Raw genomic sequence first — 20377 nt, 5'->3', positions numbered from 1 at the left:
TTTTCCGGTAAGCGCGACAACGTTGCGCGGTGTTCACGTTTCGCTGTTCGAACGTCCGGGTAGTTATGCCTTAGTGACTCTTCGTTGGCGCCCCTGGGCTGAACGGGTGGGTCGGGGTTCGGTGAGACTCGGGTGGCTAGGAGAAGAGGGTGGCGGTTCTGCTCGTGTTGCAGGCGCGTGGGCTGGGTGATCTACTCACCGCGGTCCCGGCTCTACGTGCGCTGCGCCGGGCCAAACCGCACGATCGCATCGTCTTGGCGGCACCGCTGCGACTCAAACCGATCGTCGACCTGATCGCCTCGGTCGACGCCTTGATGCCGACCGCCGATCCGAGCGGCTTCCGCTGGGACGCGCCTCCCCCCGAGTTGGCGGTCAACCTGCACGGCTCGAGCGCCGAAAGTATCGTCACGCTGTCCAAGACTCGGGCCGAGCGCATACTCACCTTCCGCAATCCCGCGTTCCCCGAATTGTCCGGCCCGGAGTGGGAACCGGACATGCACCAGGTGGACCGTTGGTGTCACCTGCTGGAGTACGACGGCATCGGCGCGGATCGCCGCAACCTCGGACTGGTTCCGCCGGTGTCGACGACCAGCCGCCGCGACTGCGTGGTCGTGCACGTCGGCGCGGGCGCACCGGCTCGCCGCTGGCCGGCGGACCGGTTCGCCGCCGTCGTCCGGCACCTGCTCGCCCTCGGGCGAGAGGTGGTTCTCACCGGGGACGAATACGAACGCCAACTCGCGCTGGGCATCGCCGCGCGGGCAGGCCTGCCCGTGGGCCGGGTGCTCGCCGGGCAGCAGAACCTCATCGATCTGGCCGCCACCGTCGCCGAGGCCGCCCTGGTGATCTGCGGAGACACCGGCGTGGCGCATCTGGCCACGGCGTTCGGCACCCGCACCGTCCTGTTGTTCGGCCCGACGCCGCCGCGGTGGGCGGGCCCGCCCGCACACCTGCTCGGCAGGCACGCCGTGCTGTGGACCGGCCACGTCGGCGATCCGGACGCCGACACCCCCGACCCCGGTCTGTTGCAGATCGGCGTCACCGAGGTGATCAACGCCGTCGACAAGCAGCTGAGCAAGCGCAATTGGCCCGGCACGGGTACCGACCGCCGTAAGACGGCGTATCGACGCGTGGGATGACAGGCGTTCGGTGCGGTCACACCGCCGCGGTCAAGCGTTCGCCGTCGCGGCGGTTTTGAGGGCCGCGGAATAGGCGGCGATCGCACTCGGCCAGAACTGCTCGAGGTAATCGCGGGCGTCGGCGAGACCGCGCGGGTCGAGGGAATACAGCCTGCGGTTGCCGTCCGGCCGCATCATCACCAACCGCGCCTCGCGCAGCACACGCAGATGCTGTGAGACCGCCGAGCTGGTCACTCCGAGTTCTCGAGCGAGTTCGCCGACCGAGCGCGCGGCCTGCGGCAGGGCTTCGAAGATCGCGCGGCGGGTCGGGTCCGCCAGCGCCGTTAGGGCACGAACTCCATTAGTCGCCACTCACACAGTCTGCGCACCCAGCTTTTCTCCGGTCAACTATCGACACGGCATCGTCTTCCCAGCTCGCATGGGAATCCGGCGCCTTTCGTCACCTTTCCGTGACCGGCGAGCTGGGTTTTTGCCCGGCGGTGATGGTTGCCACAGGATTGCGGATGCCCGAGACGGCTCCCGTACGTTCGACGCATGCCCGTGACCTTTCCGTTACCGATCCGTCGCGCCGCGACGCGGTTGCGCCGTGATCGCGCCGCCGCCCGCGTCGTCGCCGCCGCCGCGGTCGTCACCGCCTCCTTCGGCATCCTCGCCGCGGCGCAGCAGGACGAGGACACCGACGCGTCCGCCCGTCTCGTCGCGGGGAAGATCGCCTCGGGCGAGATCCGCCCGGCCGAGGGCATGGCTCGATTCGCCGTCTTCACCCCGCCGACCGGTCCGGCGCCGCAGGCCGCCCCGATGCCCGCGCCCTCGGACGTGAACCGCATCGCGCAGAACTTCGCGCGCCCCATGACCGTCCGGCCCGCAGCGGGCGTGCTCACCTCGAATTTCGGCACGCGCTGGGGCGCGATGCACGCGGGCCTGGATTTCGGTGACCCGCTCGGAGCTCCGATCGCCGCGGTCACCGACGGCGTGGTGATCGAGGCCGGTCCCGCTTCGGGCTTCGGCCTGTGGGTGCGCGTGCAGCAGGACGACGGCACCATCGGCGTCTACGGCCACGTGAACGACATCCTCGCCACCGTCGGCCAGCAGGTCCGCGCGGGCGACGTCATCGCGACGGTCGGCAATCGTGGCTACTCCACCGGCCCGCATCTGCACTACGAGGTCCGTCTGCCCGACGGCACGCCGATCGATCCGCGGCCCTGGCTGGCCGGACGCGGCATCGACGTCGGGTATGCGCAGGAGGACTGATCTCGCGAACGGACCCGGCGACAGCGCCGTCGCCCGCGAGGGCCACGAACGCAACGACGCGTTCGCGGCCCGCTTCTTCTCTCCAGGCGGGCCGGGCACGCCGAGCACGACGGCCCGCGATCTCGCCGCGGGATCACATCGTGTGAGCCGACTGGACGAGCTGTGACAGCGAGCCGGGGCGCGACCTATGCGGCGGCATGTGCGTCTGCGGTACCGACCGATCGTGTCGCCCGATACCCGGGTACTAGGAGCGAATAGCGCCGCGGCGGGACGCCCTCCGGCGTCCGTGATTTCTACGTTCGGTGCATGTCCACAACATATTTCGCCACCGCGCCCGAAGACGGGTCGCGGGCGAGCGCGAAGACGGCGACGCGCGGGCGACTGCATCGGCCACTGCTGGGCACGGTCGCCGCGATGACGGCGCTCGTCCTGTTCTCCCTCGCGGCGATGCCGATCGACGACCGCACGCTGCTCGGCGAATCGGTCTGGCTCAAGCCGATGAAATTCGGCCTGGCGTTCGCGCTCTACAGCCTCACCCTGGCGTGGCTGCTGTCGTTGCCGCACAAGGGCAGCCGGGTCACGTGGTGGCTGGGCTCGGTGTTCGCGGTGACCGGATTCATCGATGTGGGATTCATCGTGCTGCAGGCCGCACGCGGCACGTTCAGCCACTTCAATACCGAGGACGACCCGGTGAACTCGATCGGGCAGATGGTCTTCGCCTCCGGCGTGCCCGGCCTGTTCCTGGCCAACCTGCTCATCGTGCTGATCTTGTCCTGGCAGCGTTTGGTGGACCGCCCGACCGCACGCGCTGTCCACGCCGGACTGGCACTGGCCGTGGCGGGCATGGCGCTGGGCTACCTGATGGGCTTCACCGGCAAGCAACTCGTCCGCGACAGTGACGGACGAATCGTTGAATTGGCCGCCGGGCACACGGTGCTGTCCGGCGCGGGCGATCTCGCCGCGCGCGACGCCATGCGCGGCATGCCGATCACGCACTGGAGCACGGTCGGCGGTGACCTGCGCGTTCCGCACTTCGTCGGGCTGCACGGCATCCAGGTGCTGCTGCTGGTTGCCGTCGCGCTCGCCTGGCTCGCTCCCCGGTACCGCTGGCTGCGCCCCGAACGCGCCCGCGCGGCCGTCGTGGGTGTGCTCGCGGCGGGCTACGCAGGCCTGCTGGCGCTGGTCTTCTGGCAGGCGATGCGCGGCCAGTCGCTGGTCCACCCGGACACCGCCACCTGGTCGGCGGGCTGCGGACTCGCCGCGACCGTCGTCGCGCTGCTCGCCGCGGTGTATCTACGCCACCGCGACCGCGCCGCACACCCGAACCCGGCGGACCCGGTCAGCGCAGACGTTCCGCGTCACGGGTGAGCGCGACCAGCGTCTTGCCGAGCACGGCCAGCTCATCGGGCGTCGCACCCTCCGCGATGGCGGTGGCGACGTCCTCGGCGGCGCAGCGGGCAGCGAACCAGCGATCGGCCAAGTCGGCGGCCTCCTGGGCACTGAGTACCACCGCGTCGTCGGGAATCCCCGTTCCCTTCAGACTGTTGCGGTGTTCGTAGGCGCGTTGGCGACAGGACTGGCGGCAGTACCGGCGACGGCGGCCGGCCTCCGATTCCACGATCTCCCGCCCACACCACTGGCAGGACAAGCGGCGCGACATGACGCAGAACACTAATAGCTCGCCATCCGCGGTCCACTCAGCGACCCCCGGCGAAACACCCGCCATCGGGCGCGACGAGTCCTGTGCGCCGCGGGCACTACAATGGAACGGTTCACCGCGGCCGCGTCGGGAACTATCGGCGCAGGCCCGATCGTTGTACATCAGGTCCGGCGGGTGCCCCGCGCACTCGCGCGGACACGGTCGCAGCGCACGAAGACTCGAGCACACAGGGAGAGGCACACCATGGCAGATCGCGTACTCCGAGGCAGTCGGCTCGGAGCGGTGAGCTACGAGACCGATCGCGACCACGACCTGGCTCCGCGTCGGATCGCCCGGTACCGGACCGACAACGGCGAGGAATTCGACGTTCCCTTCGCCGACGACGCCGAGATCCCGCCGACCTGGCTGTGCCGCAACGGCCAGGAGGGCGTGCTGGTCGAAGGCACCAGCCAGGAGACCAAGAAGGTCAAGCCGCCGCGCACGCACTGGGACATGCTGCTGGAACGCCGCAGCAAGGAGGAGCTCGAGGAGTTGCTCAAGGAGCGCTTGGAGCTGCTCAAGACCCGCCGCCGCGCCTGACGGTTCGCGAATACGGAAACGGCCGCCGCATCGTCCGGATGCGGCGGCCGTTCGCTGTGCGCGTGGTCGTGCGGGTCAGTGACTGGCCACCTTGCGGTAGCGCAGCAGCGCCAGCGGCACGGCCACCACGAGGATCGCCACCGAGCAGGCTGCCGCGTATTCGACGCTGTGGTCGGCGGCCCAGCCGCTGGGCGGGACGAAGGTGGGCGGCGAGTCGTTGTCGAACAGCTTTCGTCCCGCCGCCGAGACCGCGGTGATCGGATTCCACTCGGCGATCGTGCGCAGCGGACCCGGCAGCGTCTCGGCCGAGATGAACGCCGAGGAGATGAACGTCAGCGGGAACAGCCAGATCAGGCCGGCGCTCTGTGCCACTTCGACGGTCGGCGACATCAGGCCCGTCAGCGCGCCGACCCAGGACATCGCGAAGGCGAACAACAGGATCACCGCGAACGCCAGCACGGCGTCGGAGACGCTGCCGTGGATGCGCCAGCCCACGATGTACCCGCACCCGACCATCACCGCCAAACTCAGGATGTTGACCACCAGGTCCGACAGCGTGCGGCCCATCAGCACGGCCAGTCGCGACATCGGCAGCGCGCGCATCCGGTCGATGATGCCCTTCTGCAGATCCCCGGCCAGGCCGACCGTGGTGAACGCGGCGTTGAACGCCACCGTCTGGGTGAAGATGCCCGCGAGCAGGAATTCGCGGTATTGGCCGCCGCCCAGCGAGGCGCCGAAGATATAGGCGAACAAGAACACGAACATCAGCGGTTGGATCGTGGCCGTCACCAGCAGCGTCGGCACGCGCAGAATGGTGAGCAGATTGCGGTGCGCGACGATCGCGCTGTCCCGGAACAACCGCAGCCGCGGGGCGGAATTCGGTTGCGTCATGGCCTTTTTCGGCTCCTGTTCCGCCTTCGCGGCGGCCTCCCCAACGATTGCCGTGCTCACGACATGATCTCCTCTTGTACGTCGTCGGTCTCCGGTTCCGTGACGGTCGCTCCGCTCGGTTTGCCGGTGAGGGAAAGGAATACGTCATCGAGGCTCGGCCGGTGCACGTTGGCGTCGACCACGCAGACGCCCGCGTCGTCGAGCCTGCGCAGCGCCTCCACCATCGTGCGCGAACCGTCGCCGACCACCACCGATACCTCGTCGGTGCCCGCCTCGTGGCCGGGCTCGCCGACGCCGACCTGCGCCAGCACGGCCAGCGCGGGCGCGGCGGCCTGTCCGGCGGCCAAGGTGACGGTGAGCCGGTCGCCGCCGATCGAGGTCTTCAGTTCGTCCGCCGAGCCGCGCGCGATGACCTGCCCGTGATCGATGACGGTGATGCGGTCGGCCAGCAGGTCGGCCTCTTCCAGATACTGGGTGGTGAGCAGCACCGTGGTGCCGTCGTCGACCAGGTCGCCGATCACCCCCCACATGTCCAGTCTGCCGCGCGGGTCCAGACCGGTGGTCGGCTCGTCCAGCACCACCACGGTGGGCCGGGCGACCAGCGCGCCCGCGAGGTCCAGCCGCCGGGCCATGCCGCCGGAGTAGGTTCCCGCTCTGCGGTGCGCGGCGTAGTCGAGCCCGAGAGCGCCGAGCAGTTCGGTGGCCCTGGCGGTCGCCTGCCGCGGCGACATCCCGTACAGCCTGGCCACCATGCGCAGGTTCTCGTAACCGGACAGATTGGCGTCGACGGCGGCGTACTGGCCGGACAGGCCGATCCTTTTGCGCGCCGCCGCGGGATCGCGCAGTACGTCGACGCCCGCCACGCGCACCGACCCGGCGGACGGCTTCAGCAGCGTGGTGACGATCCGCACGGTCGTCGTCTTGCCCGCGCCGTTGGGGCCGAGCAGGCCCATCACGGTGCCCGTGGGAATTCGTAGGTCGATCTCGTCCAGCACGCGGACCCGGCCGTAGTTCTTCACCAGGCCGGTCACTTCCACCGCGAAACTCACCTGTGCGTCTCCTTCGTCTCCAGCCACCTCCGCAGCACCGGCCCGATCACCGCCAGTGCCTCCGGGGTGGTCATCGCGGAGTGCGCGCAGCGCAGCTCGTGGTCGTGGACGGCGCCGGTGACGTACGGCTCCCAGGCGTCGGCGCGCCGGTCGGGATCGGCCCGGTTGATCGGGTCGTCGCCCGCGCTGAAGAACAGCAGGTCGCCGTCGAACGGGCGGGGCCGGAAGCTGTGTGCGAGCACGGCGCCGTTGTCGTAGCCCGCGTAGAGCCGCTCCAGATGCTCGACGGTCAGCGCCGCGAACGGTCCGGACCGGGCGCGCAGCAGTTCGGCTGCCTCCCGCAGACTCATGCCGGGATCGATCTCCGCGCCGAGTTCGTCGCTGCCGAACTCCCCGACGATCTCGGCGACGCTCGGCGTCGCCTGGTCGAGCAGTTCGTCGGACAGGCGGTAGCTGTCCATCATCGACAGCAGCGCGACTTCGTCGCCCGCCTCTTGCAACTGCACGGCCATCTCCTGTGCGATCAATCCGCCGAGCGACCAGCCGAGCAGGTGGTAGGGCCCCTCGGGCTGGATCTCCTTGATCGCGGCCACGTAGTGGCTCGCGGCCTCGTCGATCGACGCGTAGCCGTCCTGCCCGGCGGCGTGCGGCGCCTGCAACCCGTACACCGGCCGGTCCCCGGGCAGGTGCGCGAGCAATCCCGAGTAGCACCAAGCCAGACCGATCGCCGGATGCACACAGAACAGCGGCGCCCGGCTCGCCGCGGTACCCGGCCGGATCGGCAGCACCGGCGCCAGCATCGCCGCCACCGCGGCGCCCGCGGTCGCGCCCGCGTCGTCCAGCCGCGCCGCGATGGCGGCGGGCGTCGCGTCGCCGAACATCAACTGCACCGGCAGGTCGATGCCCGTCTCCCGCACGTGCGCGACGACTTTCGTGGCCAGCAGCGAGTTGCCGCCGAGTTCGAAGAAACCGTCGTCCGCGCCCACCGACTCCACACCGAGCACCTCGGCGAAGGCCGCGCACAGCGCCTCCTCCGTCGGGGTGGACGGGGCCCGATAGCCCTCACCCGTGGTGAACACCGGTTCCGGCAGCTTCGCCCGATCCAGCTTGCCCACGGGGCTCAGCGGAACCTCGTCGAGCAGCATGATCGATTGCGGCACCATGTAATTCGGTACCAGTCCGGCCACGTGCCCGGTCAGCTCGGCCGCGGTGAGCGACACTCCGTCGCGCGCCTTCACGTACGACACCAGCGCTGTCGCGCCTGCCGGGGTGCGATGCCCGATGGTGGTGGAGAACGCCACCCCGCCGTGGCGCGCGAGCGCGGCGTCGATCTCGCCGAGTTCGATACGGAAGCCGCGGATCTTGACCTGATGGTCGGTACGGCCGACGTACTGGATCTCCGGCACGGCGTCCGCCGACGACCCGTGCTCGCGCGACCCGGCCCACCAGCGCACCAGGTCGCCGGTGCGGTACATCCGCTCCCCCGGTTTGCCGAACGGGTTGGCGACGAACCGCTGCGCGGTCAGACCAGGACGGTTCAGGTAACCGCGGGCCAGCGCGTCTCCGGACAGGTGCAGCTCGCCGGTCACCCCCAGCGGAGCCGGATGCAGCCGCGCGTCCAGGACCGCCGCGTTGACGCCGCGAATGGGTCCGCCGATGGTGATCGGCTCGCCGGGCGTCATCGGCTGCGACATCACCGTGACGATGGTGGTCTCGGTCGGGCCGTAGACGTTGTACAGATTGCGGCCCGGCGCCCACCGGGTCACCAGGTCCGGCGGCAGCGCCTCACCGCCGACCAGCACGTGCTGCAACTCCGCGAGGCCATGCGGGTCGACCGTGCCGAGCGCCGAGGTGGTGATGAACGCGTGGGTGATTCCCTCCGCGGCGAAGACCTGCCGCAGTTCGTCGCCGCCGACCACGCCGCTGGGCGTGATCACCAGGGTCGCCGCGCCGCCGAGGGACAGCAGCAGATCGAGCATCGCGGCGTCGAAGCTCGGCGTGGCGAAATGCAGCACCCGGCACCCCGGCTGGACGTCGAACCGGTGGGCGGTCTCGGCGGCGAAGTTCGACAATCCACCATGGGTGACCATCACGCCCTTCGGCGTGCCGGTGGAGCCGGACGTGTAGATCACGTACGCGGGATTGTCGATGCGCAGCGGGGCGAGGCGCTCCGCGTCGGCGATCGGCACGTCCGGCGCGGCGAGCACCAGGCGGCGGAACGCCGGGTCGTCGAGCACGATCCACTCCGCGCCCTCGGGCAGCTCGCCGCGGTAGCCCGCCAGCGTGATCCCCAATGACGCACCGGAATCCGACAACATGTGCGCGATGCGCTGCCGCGGGTACAGCGGGTCGACCGGCACGAACGCCGCTCCGGCCTTGGCCACCGCGAGCACCGTCGCCACCGACTCGATCGACCGCGGGATGCCGAGTGCCACCAGTGTTTCCGGGCCGACGCCACGGGCGATGAGTACGCGCGCCAGCCGGTTGGTCCAGCGATCCAGGGCGTCGTAGGTCACCTCGGTGCCGTCGGCCACCAGGGCGATGCCGGCCCGGTCGACGCTCGCCGCCAGCTCGAACACTTCGGGGAAGGTGATCGGCCGGTCCGGTTTGGCCCCGCGCACCGGAGCCAGCCCCGACCACTCGGCGGGATCGAGCACCTCCAGATCGCCCACCGCGGTGGTCGGGTTCGCGGCGATCGCGGCCAGCAAGCGGGCCAGGCGCTTGCCCAGCCGCTGCGCGGTCGGCTCGTCGAACAGGTCACTCGCGTAGTTCACCGCCACCGTGATGCCGGCCGGATCACGTTGCGGGGTCTGCGTTTCGGTCAGGGTGAATTGGAGATCGAACTTTGCTATCCCGGTGTCGATGTCGGCCGCCTCGATGCGCAGCCCCGGCAGGTCCAAACCGCCGACCGGCTCGTTGCGGACCGAGAGCATCACCTGGAACATCGGATGGTGCGCCTGGGACCTGGCCGGGTTGAGCACCTCCACCAGACGTTCGAACGGCAGGTCCGCGTGGGCGAAGGCGTCCAGGTCGGTTTCGCGCACGGCGTGCAGCAGGTCGGTGAACCGGGCGCCCGGGTCGATCCGCGTGCGCAGCACCAGCGTGTTGACGAACATGCCGACCAGCCGGTCCAGCGCGGGATGACCGCGACCCGCGATCGGGGTGCCGACGGTGATGTCGTCGGTGGCGGTCATCCGGTGCAGCAGCACCGCGAGCGCGGCGTGCAGGACCATGAAGAGGCTGACGTTGTTGCTACCGGCGATCATCTGCAACTCGCGGTGCGTGACCGGGTCCACCGCGCACTCCACGGTGCCGCCCCGATAGGACGGGGCGGGCGGACGCGGCCGGTCGGCGGGCACGGTCAGCAACTCCGGGATGCCGTCCAGGGTGCGCCGCCAGTACTCCAGCTGCCTGGTCACCGCCGAGTCCGGGTCGTCCTCGCTGCCGAGCACCTCCTGCTGCCACAGGGTGTAGTCGGCGTATTGGACCTCGGGTTCCGCCCACTCCGCCGCGCCGCCACCGCAGGCGGCGCGGTAGGCGACGGCGACGTCGGCGGCCATCGGTTCGAGCGACCAGCCGTCCATCGCGATGTGATGCACCACGACGACGAGCACGTGCTCCGCGAACTCGCCGGTCTGCACCGAGATCAACGCCGCGCGGATCGGAACGGTGGTGGACAGATCGAATCCCGGTGCGGCGAAACGATGCACGGCGGATTCGACCTCGTCCGGGCGCACCGTCATCCGCGACAGCGAGATGGCCGCCTCGGCCGGGTCGAGTACGACCTGCGCGGGTGCGCCGTCGGTCTCCGGGAACACCGTGCGCAGGGTTTCGTGTCTGGCTTGCACCGCGTGCAGTGCGGAGACCAGCGCGCCGACATCGAGGGCACCGGTCATCCGAAGCACGAGCGGGACGTTGTAGGCGCCCGACGACTGCCCGGCGCCCGACCCGGCGTTGAACCGGTTGAGGAACCACAACCGCCGCTGAGCGGCCGACAGCGGGATGCGCTCGGGGCGCTCCCGGCGCACCAGCGCCGGGCGGTCCGCATCGGACGCCGCGCCCGCGTCCAGCAGCTCGGCGAGCCCGGCGACCGTCGGCGTGGCGAACACGGTGCGCACGGCGAGCCGTACGTTCGTCGCCGCGGCCAGCCGCGCGACGAGCTGGGTCGCCAGCAAGGAGTTGCCGCCGATGTCGAAGAAGCTGTCCTCGGCGCGCACGCCGTCGGCCCCGATCAACTCACCCATCACCGCGGCCACCAAACGCTCCGCGTCGGTCCGCGGCGCACGGCCGGACGAATCGCCGAGCAACTGCGGTTCGGGCAGTGCGCTGACGTCCAGCTTGCCGACCGGAGTCAGCGGAATGGCGTCCAGCACGGTGAGCCCGGAGGGCACCATGTGCGTGGGCAGCCTGCCCGCGACGAAGGCGCGCACCTCCTCGGTGTCCACCCCGGCCGCCCGGTCGGCGGGTTGTACGAACGCGACGATCCGGTCGGCGCCGGCGATGCGGCGCACCTCGGTGTGCGCGAACCGCACCGACGGGTGTTCGCCGAGCACGGCGGTGATCTCGCCGAGTTCGACCCGGAAACCGCGCAGCTTCACCTGGTGGTCGCTGCGCCCGAGGTAGACCAGCTCGCCGGCGGCGTTCCAGCGCACCACGTCACCGGTCCGGTACATCCTGGCGCCCGCGGGCCCGCACGGGTCGGCCACGAAACGCGTTGCGGTGAGCCCGAACCGGTCGAAGTACCCGCGCGCGAGGCCGTGCCCCGCGAGGTACAGCTCGCCGGGAACACCGACCGGCACCGGGCGCAGTCGCTCATCGAGCACCAACGCCCTGGCTCCGCGCACCAGGCTGCCGATCGTGATCGGATCGCCGAAGCGGATCGGGCGGGAGATCGTGATGACCACGGTGGTCTCGGTCGGCCCGTACACATCGCACAGCACACGTCCCGGCGCCCAGCGCGCCACCAGATCCGGCGCAACCGCCTCGCCGCCGATCATGAGCGCACGCAGGTGCGGCAGCGGCCAGCGTTCGTGGTCGATCGTGGCGAGCGCGGCCGGGGTCATGAAGCCGTGGGAGACGCGCTCGCGTTCCAGCAGCGCGGCCAGCTCGTCACCGCCGTAGATGTCGGCCGGGCAGATCACCATCGCCGCGCCCGCGCCCAGCGCGATGAGCAGATCCAGGATCGCCGCGTCGAAACTCGGCGTCGCGAAGTGCAGTGTGCGGGAACGCTCGTCGACGCCGATGCGGTCGCGGATCTCGTCGGCCAGGTTGGACAGACCGCCGTGGGTCACCGCGACGCCCTTGGGCGTTCCGGTCGATCCGGAGGTGTAGACCAGGTAGGCCAGGTCGGCCACCTGGTTGGCGCGCGAGCGTTCGTGGTCGTGGATCGGCGCGTCGTCGTGGCCGTCGAGTTCCGCGGCGAATTCGGGACGATCCAGTAACAACCACTCGATCTCCCGCCCGGCCGGGGAGCCCGCGCGCAGCTGCTCCGCGTGCGCGGTGATCGTGACGCCGGTCGCGCAACCGGAGTCGGCGAGCATGTGCCGGATGCGCTCGGCGGGGTACTTGGGGTCGACCGGGACGAACGTCGCGCCTGCCTTCGTCGCCGCCAGCAGCGCCACCACCGAATCGATCGAGCGGATGAGCCCCAGCGCCACCCGCGTTCCCGGGCCGAGTCCGCGCGCGATGAGTGCCCGCGCCAAGCGGTTGGAGCGCCGGTCGAGCTCGGCATAGGTCAGTGAGGTCGTCCCCGCGCACAGCGCCGTGTTGTGCGGGAACCGCTGCGCGGTGGCGGTGAAGTACGCGGCCAGCGTGCACGGCTCGGCCGCCTTCCCGCCCCGCGCCGGGGCGAGTGTGCGGCGCTCGTGGTCGGTACGCGCGTCGACGTCGCGGATCGGCACGCGCGGGTCGGCGGTGACGGCGGTGAGCACGCGCAGGAATCGGTCCGCCAACGTCTCGATCGTCGTCGCGTCGAAAAGTTCTGCGGCGTAGACGAACTCGTAGACGCTGTCGGTTTCGTCCGCGGCGGATCCCGGTGCGCCGGTGTCGTTCGCGACCCGCAGCTCCAGGTCGAACTTCGCCAGCGCGATGTCCAACGGCTCCGCGCGCAACGCGAGGCCGGGCAGTTCCAGCGCGGGCACCGGACCGTCCTGCACGCTCAGCGCAACCTGGAACAGCGGATGACGGCCCGTGGCGCGGGCCTCGGCGCCGAGTTCGTCCACGATGCGCTCGAACGGGATGTCGGCGTGCGCCAGCGCGGCCAGCTCGGTATCCCGGTCGGCGCGCAGCAGGTCGGTGAAGCTGCGGTCCGGGTCGACGTCGGAGCGCAGCACCAACGTGTTCACGAACATGCCGACCAGTTCGTCGAGCTTGGTGTCGGTACGCCCCGCCACCGGGGTGCCGATCACGATGTCCCGACCGCCGGTGACACAGCGCAACAGCACCGCGAACGCCGAACGCAGCACCATGAACTTGCTGACACCTCGATCGCGAGCCAGCGCGGCGAGCCCGCGCCGCACCTGCTCCGGCACCGTGAAACGCACCGTTCCCGCCTGCTGCGTCGGCTCCTCCGGCCGCGGCCGGTCATAAGGCAGCGGCAACTGGTCGGGAATGTCGGCCAGCGCGGTACGCCAGTACTCCAGTTGGGTCGCCGCGATGCTGTCCGGATCGCCTTCCGAGCCGAGGCAGGCACGCTGCCAGAGCCCGAAGTCGGCGTACTGCACCGGAAGCGGCGTCCACGACGGCGCCGCACCCTCGTGCCGCGCCGCGTAGGCGGCGGCCAAGTCCTTGGTCAGCGGACCGAGCGACCAGCCGTCGGCGGCGATATGGTGCAGCACGACGCCGAGCAGGTAACGCTCCGGGGAGGTGCGCAACAGCGACAGACGCAGCGGCGGCTGCCTGGTGAGATCGAAACCGCTGTGCGCCAAAGCTTCCAGCGCGGCCTTCGCGCCGGAGTCATCGATGTCGGTGACCACCACCTCGGGCACCGCCCGCTCGACCGGCAGCACCACCTGCTGCGCGCCGTCGGCGTCCTCGGGGAAGACGGTGCGCAGCACTTCGTGCCGCCCCACCACGTCGGTGATCGCCTCGCGTAGCGCGGGCACGTCCAGATCGCCGGCCACGCGGATCACGAAAGCGATGTTGTACGCACTCGATTCGGGCGCGAATCGGTTGATGAACCACAAACGCTGCTGCGGCAGCGACAATGGAATGCGTCCCGGACGCGGCGTCTGCACCGCCAGCGCCTGCCGCTGCGTCCGGGGCGCTCGGTCCAGTTGCTCGGCGACACCCGCGACCGTCGGCGCCTCGAAGATCGACCGCACCGGCAGCTCCACACCGAACTCCGCGTGCAGCGCGGCGGCGAGCCGGGTGGCCAGCAGCGAGTTGCCGCCCAGATCGAAGAAGCTGTCCTCGGCTCCGGTCACCGGGCGTCCGAGCACCCCGCCGAACACGCCCGCCACGCCCAACTCCAGTGCGGTGCTCGGCGGACGGGACGTCGCCGCGGCCTCGAACACGGGCTGCGGCAACGCCTTTCGGTTCAGCTTGCCCGCGGGCGTCACCGGGATCTCGTCCAGCACCGCTACCGACGCGGGCACCATGTAGCCGGGCAGCCGCTGCCGCGCGGTCTCCAGCACGGCCCGCGCCTCGACCGGCCGATCGGCCGTCACATACGACGCCAGCCGTACCTGGCCCTGCTCGTCGGTGTGCACCACGGTGAGCGCGAACCGGATGCCGGGATGCAGGCGCAGCACGTTGTCGATCTCGCGCAGTTCGATACGGAAGCCGCGGATCTTGACCTGATCGTCGGCGCGCCCGAGGAACCGCAGCTGTCCGGACCGCTCCATGACGACCAAGTCGCCAGTGCGGTACATCCGCTCGCCACGCCTGCCGTGCGGGTTGGGCACGAATCGCTGCGCGGTCAGACCGAAACGGCCGTGGTAACCGCGGGCGACGCCGGGACCCGACACGTACAGCTCGCCCGGCGTGCCCGGCGGCACCGGATGCAGGCGACTGTCCAGCACGAACAGACGCATGCCACGCACCGGCGCACCGAGCGGCACGGGCTGGCCCGGCCGCATGGGCCCGCTCGCGGTCGCCGCGACGGTGGCCTCCGACGGACCGTACATGTTGTGCATGCGATGCCCGGCGGTCCAGGTCTCGACGAGTTCCTCCGAGCAGGCGTCACCGCCGACGATGACCGTCTCCAGCTCGTCGAGCCCCTCGCTCGGCACGGTGGCCAGCGCGGCCGGTGTGACGAAGGCGTGGGTGACCCGCTCCTCGCGCAGCAGCGCGGCCAGCTCGGCGCCGCCGTACATGCCCGGCGGGGCGATCACCATCGTCGCGCCCGCGGCGAAGCCGAGCAGCAGCTCCAGCACCGACGCGTCGAAGCTGGGCGAGGAGAAGTGCAGCGTGCGCGCCGCGTCCGAGATGCCGAACAGGTAGTTCTGCTCGCCGGCGAGGGAGGCGATACCGGCGTGGGTCACGACGACCGCCTTCGGCGTGCCGGTGGACCCGGAGGTGTAGATGAGATAGGCCGGGTGGCTCACCCGCATCGGGTGGTGCCGCTCGTCGTCGGTGATCGGATCCGCCGAGTGGCCCGCCAGCTCGGCGGTCAGTTCACCCGAGCCGAGGACCAGCCAGTCGACCTGGGTCTTGCGGTGCCTGCCCCGGGTCGCGGGCAGGGCGGGCATGGCGGCGAGGCATTCGGGGTCGGTGACGCCGAGCGTCGCCCCGGAGTCACCGATCATGTGCGCGATCCGCTCGCCGGGGTAGCTCGGATCGATCGGCACATAGGCCGCACCGGTTTTGGCGACGGACCACACCGCGGTGATCGCGTCGAGCCCGCGCGGCAGCGCGATCGCGACGACCGTCTCGGGACCGGCCCCGTGCTCGATGAGCACGCGCGCCAGCGTGTTCGATCGCTCGTCGAGTTCGCGGTAGGTGGTGTCGGCGCCGAGATAGCGAACCGCCACCGCGTCCGGCAGCCTGCGCGCGGTGCCGGACAGCAAGGTGGCCAGCGTGATCGACGGCTCCGCGGGCGCGCCCCCGATGGGCACCAGATTCTCGGACTCCCTGCGGTCGAGGATCGGCAGGTCGCCGACCGGCAGCTCGGGAGCGGCCACGCCGCCCGCCAGCACGGCGATGAACCTGCGGGCGAACGACTGCACGGTGGAGTGGTCGAAAACGTCCGTCGTATAGCCGAATTCGGCCGACAGCGGTCCGTCGCCCGAGTCGTCGTGGACGACCAACTGCAAGTCGAACTTGGCGACGTCCGAGGCGATCGGCAGCACCGCCGCGCGGACGCCGGGCAGCTCGATCCGCAGATCCGGCGCGTGGTCGTAGGACAGCATCACCTGGAACAACGGATGCCGCGACGGAGAACGCTCCGGGTTGACCACCTCGACCAGCCGCTCGAACGGTACGTCGGCGTTGGCGAAGGCGTTGAGGTCGGTCTCGCGCACCACGTCGAGCATCCGGTCGAACCCGGCCGCCGGGTCGACCGCGGTGCGCAGGACAAGGGTGTTGACGAACATGCCGACCAGGTCGTCGAGCGCCGGATCGGAACGACCCGCGATCGGGGTTCCGATCGCGATGTCACCGCTCGCGCACAGTCGCGACAGCAGGGTCGCCAGCGCCGCGTGCAGCACCATGAACATGCTCACGCCCCGGCCGGCCGCGAGTTCGACCGCCGCGCGGCGGATCTCGGCCGGAATGGTGAACTCGACCCGGCCGCCCACGGTCGACCTGCGCAGTGGGCGCGGGCGGTCCAGCGGCAGATCGAGTTGCTCGGGGAGCCCGGCCAGCGCCGTGCGCCAGTGCGTGAGCTGACGGCTGAGCGCGCTGGCCGGATCGGACTCGTCGCCGAGCAGTTCGCGCTGCCAGAGGGCGAAGTCGGCGTACTGCACCGGCAACTGCGTCCACTCCGGTTCCACGCCGTTCGCGCGCGCGGCCACCGCCGTCATCAGGTCCTTGGCCAGCGGTGCGATGGACCAACCGTCACCGCAGATGTGATGCAGCACGACGAGGAAGACGTGGCGCTGCGGGCCGGTGCGGTAGAGCGCCACCCGGATCGGGGCTTGGCTGCGCAGATCGAAGCCGTACCCGGCGTACTCGGTCGCCAGGTCCGCCACGTCGGCCGCTGTGACATCGATCGGGTCGAGCGTCAGCGGGATCGCCTCGGCCGAGTGGATCAGTTGGTAGGGCCCCTCCGGCGACTCCGGGAAGGTGGTGCGCAGGCTCTCGTGCCGTTCGATGACGTCCACCAGGCCCGCACGCAACGCGGCCACGTCCAGTGGGCCTTCTACCTCCACCGCGAGCGGCATGTTGTACGCGGCGGCGTGTTCGGAGAACCGGTTCAGGATCCACAGCCGCTGCTGCGCCTGCGACAGCGGGATCCGCTCCGGTCGTTCGGCGGGCGTCAGCCGCGGCGAGGCGACGTCGGTGGTCTGCATGGCGAATCGCCGGGTGAGCGCCTCGATCGTCCCGGACTCGAACAGGTCACGGATGGTCAGTGCGGTGCCGAGGGCGGCGTTGATCCTGGATACCGCCCGCGCGGCGATGAGCGAGTTGCCGCCGAGATCGAAGAAGTTGTCCTCGATGCCGACCTCGGTGTCGAGCACCTCGGCGAAGATGCCCGCGAGCACCCGCTCGACCTCGGTGCGGGGTTCGGCGATCGGCCGGATCGACCGCGTGCCCGGCGTGGGCACGGGCAGCGCCTTCCGATCGATCTTGCCGTTGGCGCTCAGCGGCAGCTCGTCGAGTTCCATCAGCGCGGACGGCACCATGTAGCTGGGCAGCGTGCGCCGCAGCGCGGTCAACAGCGCGGCCGTGTCCAGCGGGGCATCGTCGTCGTCCTGCTTCGCCGCGACCACGTAGGCGACCAACTCGTCGCCCGCGCGTCCGGTGTGCGCCACGCATACCGCGCGAGCCACCTTCGCGTCCTCGAGCAGTGCGGCCTCGACCTCACCGAGCTCGATGCGCAGGCCACGGATCTTGACCTGGAAGTCGCTGCGGCCCAGGTATTCCAGCACGCCCGGCTCGGCACCGGAGCGGCCGATCTGCCAGCGTGCCAGGTCACCGGTGCGGTACATCCGCGCGCCGGGAGTGAAGGGGTCGGCAACGAATCGGTCGGCGGTCAGCCGCGGCTGTCTCAGGTAGCCGCGGGCCAGCTGGACTCCGGCGAGATACAGTTCGCCGACCACGCCGGGCGGAACGGGCTGCAAGCGGTCGTCCAGCACGTAGGTCTGGGTGTTCCACACCGGCGAGCCGATCGGCACGGCGGCGGCATCGGGTGGGCACGCCCAGTAGGTGACGTCCACGGCGGCCTCCGTCGGGCCGTAGAGGTTGTGCAGTTCGGCGGCGGGCAGCGCCGCGTAGAACTCCCGCACGGCGGCGGCGGGCAGCGCCTCACCACTGCAGAACACCCGGTGCAGGCAGGCGCAACCGCGTAGATCCGCCTCGGTGACGAACACCGATAGCATGGACGGCACGAAATGCGCTGTGGTGATGCCTTTTTCGGCGATGACCCGGGCGAGGTACGTCGGGTCGCGGTGCCCGTCGGGGGCGGCGATCACCAAGCGCGCGCCGACCTGCAAGGGCCAGAAGAACTCCCACACCGAGACGTCGAAGGTGGCCGGGGTCTTCTGCAGCACCGCGTCGTCGCGGCCGAGCGGATACTCGTGCTGCATCCAGCGCAGCCGGTTGACGATGGCGGCATGGGTCACCCCGACGCCTTTGGGCTTTCCGGTCGATCCGGAGGTGAAGATGACGTAGGCGAGGTGGTCGGGGCGCAGCGCGCCCGTGCGGTCGGCGTCGGTGACCGGCGCGTCGTCGAATCCGGAGAGCCGCACGGTGTCGATCTCCAGCCTGGTGACCGTCGCGGGCAGCTCCACGTCGTCCCGGCTGGCCGTGAGCACGCACAACGGCTCGGCCTGACGCACGATCTGCGCGATCCGCTCGGCCGGGTGCTCGGTGTCCAGCGGCAGGTACGCCGCGCCCGCTTTCACGATCGCGTACATGCCGACCACCAGGTCGAGGCTGCGGCGCAGGCACAGGGCGACCGTCGTATCGGGCCCGGCGCCGCGCGCGATCAAAAGCCTGGCCAGGCGGTTGGCGCGGCCGTCGAGTTCGGCGTAGGTCAGCGACTCGTCGCCGAACTCGAGTGCGGTGGCGTCCGGATCGGACCCGACGCGTTCGGCGAAGAGGCTCGCGAGGGTGCCCTCCTGCCGGGGCGCGGCGGTGGCGTTCCACTCGTGCAGGACCCGCTCGCGCTCGGCGTGGGTGATCGCGCCGAGCGACTCGGCGGGCACCGTGGGATCGGCGGCCAGGAAGCGGCCGAGGAAGTCCAGATAGCGTGCGTGGTGCACGCCGACTTCGGCCTCGCCGTAGAGGCGGGGATTGGCTTCGAAGTCGATGTGCAGGCGGCCACCCGCGCCGTTGTAGACGTTGACCGAGAGGTCTTCCACCGGGCCGGTGGCCAGCACGTGCATGGAGCCGACCAGACTGCCGAAACGCAGCTCGTCGTGGAACAGCATCAGATTGACCATCGGGCCGAAGAATCCGCGCGCGTCGCGGGAGTAGCCGCTGTCGCGCCGGATGTCGTCGTGCCGGTAGCGCTGATGCCGCAACGCGCCGGTGATCTGCAGCTCGGCCGCCTTCACCAGGTCGCCGATCGTGGTCGCCTCGTCGAAACGCAGCCGGATCGGCACGACGTTGGAGATCACGCCCGCCGAGCGGCGCAGCGACACTGTGGTGCGCGCCGAGACCGGCAGGCTCAGCACCACGTCGGCGTTGCCCGTCACCGACCGCACGTAGGTGGCCAGCGCCGCGACGAACATCGCCGAGTCGGTGGTGTTCCACGCGCTGGTCGCCGCGTCGATCGCGGCATGTTGCTCGTCATCGAGCACGGCGGTGGCCAGCCTGCGGCCCGCGTCGTGGGTGGCGGCGCCGAGCCGGGCGCCGCCGAGGCTCACCGGCTCGCCCACGCCCGACAACTGCCCGGCCCAGTACTCGCGGTCGCTCTGGAAACGGCTGGAATCGTGGTAGCGCGCCTCGTCGGCGTAGATTTCGGCCAGCGGCGTCGCCCGCGACGCGACCGGCTCGGTCCGGTTCTCCAGCGCGGTGTAGATCTCCGCGGTACGGGTCAGCGCGTTCATCGCACCGTAGCCGTCGATGACGATGTGGTGGGCGAACGAATACCAGATGTAATGGGAGTCCCCGATCCGCAGAACCGCGTTGGAGGTCAGCGGATCGCGTTCCAGATCGATCGGCGAGCTCGTGTGTTCGTGCATCCAGCGCAGCGCCGCGGCGCGCGGGTCGGCCTCGCCGCGCAGATCGATACGGCGCCAGCCGGGCCGTGTCACCGGGTCGACGATCTGATACGGAGTGCCATCTATTTCCATCAAGCGCACTTGACCCACCTGGGTCTCGGCGCCGAAACGCTCGATCGCGTACAGCAGCCGCCCCTCGTCCAAGTCACCGTGGATCTCGACGTACTGAGAGATCGTGAGCGGTACGTCGGGGCGAATCCGCTGCGCGTACCAGAGAGCTGTCTGCGCGGGTGACAGAGCAAACGGTTGGGCCGAGAATTCGCCGGATGAACATTGGTCGACGCGATCCGTGGCCAATGAACTCATCAATCACTCCGTTCTGCCGCTGTTGACGCAACTCCCCGAGCACCGCCCCAGCAAGCGCACGCGCGCCAGCCGTAGGACGTAATCCACGCCCTATGATTCGGAGCGTCGCATCAGCCGGATTGCCGACGTTTTGGATTTGTTTCACATCCAACGTCCTTGGCAGAAGGCCACTTTGGT

Annotated in this window: 10 protein-coding genes; 5 read left to right on the top strand and 5 right to left on the bottom strand. The window is 70.4% G+C overall.

All coding sequences use genetic code 11. The features are described from left to right. The first annotated feature begins 149 nt into the window (after positions 1–149). Positions 150–1136 carry a glycosyltransferase family 9 protein gene (locus tag ACIA5H_RS23160; RefSeq protein WP_356962128.1) on the top strand — a complete coding sequence of 329 codons (987 nt, stop codon included), beginning with the start codon at positions 150–152 and terminating at the stop codon, positions 1134–1136. A 30-nt stretch (positions 1137–1166) separates the two neighbouring features. Here the strand turns inward: ACIA5H_RS23160 and ACIA5H_RS23155 are convergent, their stop codons facing one another. Continuing rightward, complete coding sequence (locus ACIA5H_RS23155) at positions 1167–1487, bottom strand: ArsR/SmtB family transcription factor (RefSeq protein WP_379251696.1); 321 nt, start codon at positions 1485–1487, stop codon at positions 1167–1169. 183 nt (positions 1488–1670) lie between these two features. On the opposite strand from ACIA5H_RS23155, the gene ACIA5H_RS23150 reads away from it, so the two are divergent. The 3 genes from ACIA5H_RS23150 (at position 1671) to ACIA5H_RS23140 (ending at position 3755) form a co-directional block, all read left to right on the top strand. Further along, positions 1671–2387, top strand: coding sequence for a M23 family metallopeptidase (locus tag ACIA5H_RS23150; protein WP_355077667.1), 717 nt, complete (start codon positions 1671–1673; stop codon positions 2385–2387). After that, entirely contained in the window at positions 2371–2553 is a 183-nt protein-coding gene (locus ACIA5H_RS23145; protein ID WP_397077311.1) for a hypothetical protein, read from the top strand. The genes ACIA5H_RS23150 and ACIA5H_RS23145 overlap by 17 nt, the downstream gene beginning before the upstream one ends. A gap of 140 nt (positions 2554–2693) precedes the next feature. After that, on the top strand, positions 2694–3755 hold the full coding sequence (locus tag ACIA5H_RS23140) for a hypothetical protein (RefSeq protein WP_397077310.1): 1062 nt from the start codon (positions 2694–2696) through the stop codon (positions 3753–3755). On the opposite strand, the gene ACIA5H_RS23135 is transcribed toward ACIA5H_RS23140, so the two are convergent. Next, a complete protein-coding gene (locus ACIA5H_RS23135) occupies positions 3727–4047 on the bottom strand; it encodes a hypothetical protein (RefSeq protein WP_355077663.1) in 321 nt (106 codons plus the stop codon). The genes ACIA5H_RS23140 and ACIA5H_RS23135 overlap by 29 nt on opposite strands. A gap of 243 nt (positions 4048–4290) precedes the next feature. Between ACIA5H_RS23135 and ACIA5H_RS23130 the strand changes: the two genes are divergently transcribed. Continuing rightward, complete coding sequence (locus ACIA5H_RS23130) at positions 4291–4626, top strand: RNA polymerase-binding protein RbpA (protein WP_355077661.1); 336 nt, start codon at positions 4291–4293, stop codon at positions 4624–4626. A 75-nt stretch (positions 4627–4701) separates the two neighbouring features. On the opposite strand, the gene ACIA5H_RS23125 is transcribed toward ACIA5H_RS23130, so the two are convergent. From ACIA5H_RS23125 to ACIA5H_RS23115, 3 genes are all read right to left on the bottom strand, one after another. Beyond that, positions 4702–5484 (bottom strand): ABC transporter permease, encoded by a 783-nt coding sequence (locus ACIA5H_RS23125; protein ID WP_355077700.1) that lies wholly within the window; start codon positions 5482–5484, stop codon positions 4702–4704. Positions 5485–5573: 89 nt separating this feature from the next. Further along, a complete protein-coding gene (locus tag ACIA5H_RS23120) occupies positions 5574–6566 on the bottom strand; it encodes an ATP-binding cassette domain-containing protein (protein ID WP_355077659.1) in 993 nt (330 codons plus the stop codon). Next, on the bottom strand, positions 6563–20200 hold the full coding sequence (locus ACIA5H_RS23115; protein ID WP_397077309.1) for an amino acid adenylation domain-containing protein: 13638 nt from the start codon (positions 20198–20200) through the stop codon (positions 6563–6565). The genes ACIA5H_RS23120 and ACIA5H_RS23115 overlap by 4 nt, the downstream gene beginning before the upstream one ends. Positions 20201–20377 lie beyond the last annotated feature (177 nt).

The organism is Nocardia sp. NPDC051900 (assembly GCF_044452545.1).
Taxonomy (GTDB): domain Bacteria; phylum Actinomycetota; class Actinomycetes; order Mycobacteriales; family Mycobacteriaceae; genus Nocardia; species Nocardia sichangensis.
Note: the sequence above shows the minus strand (reverse complement) of the source record. Positions and strands in the feature narration are given on the sequence as shown.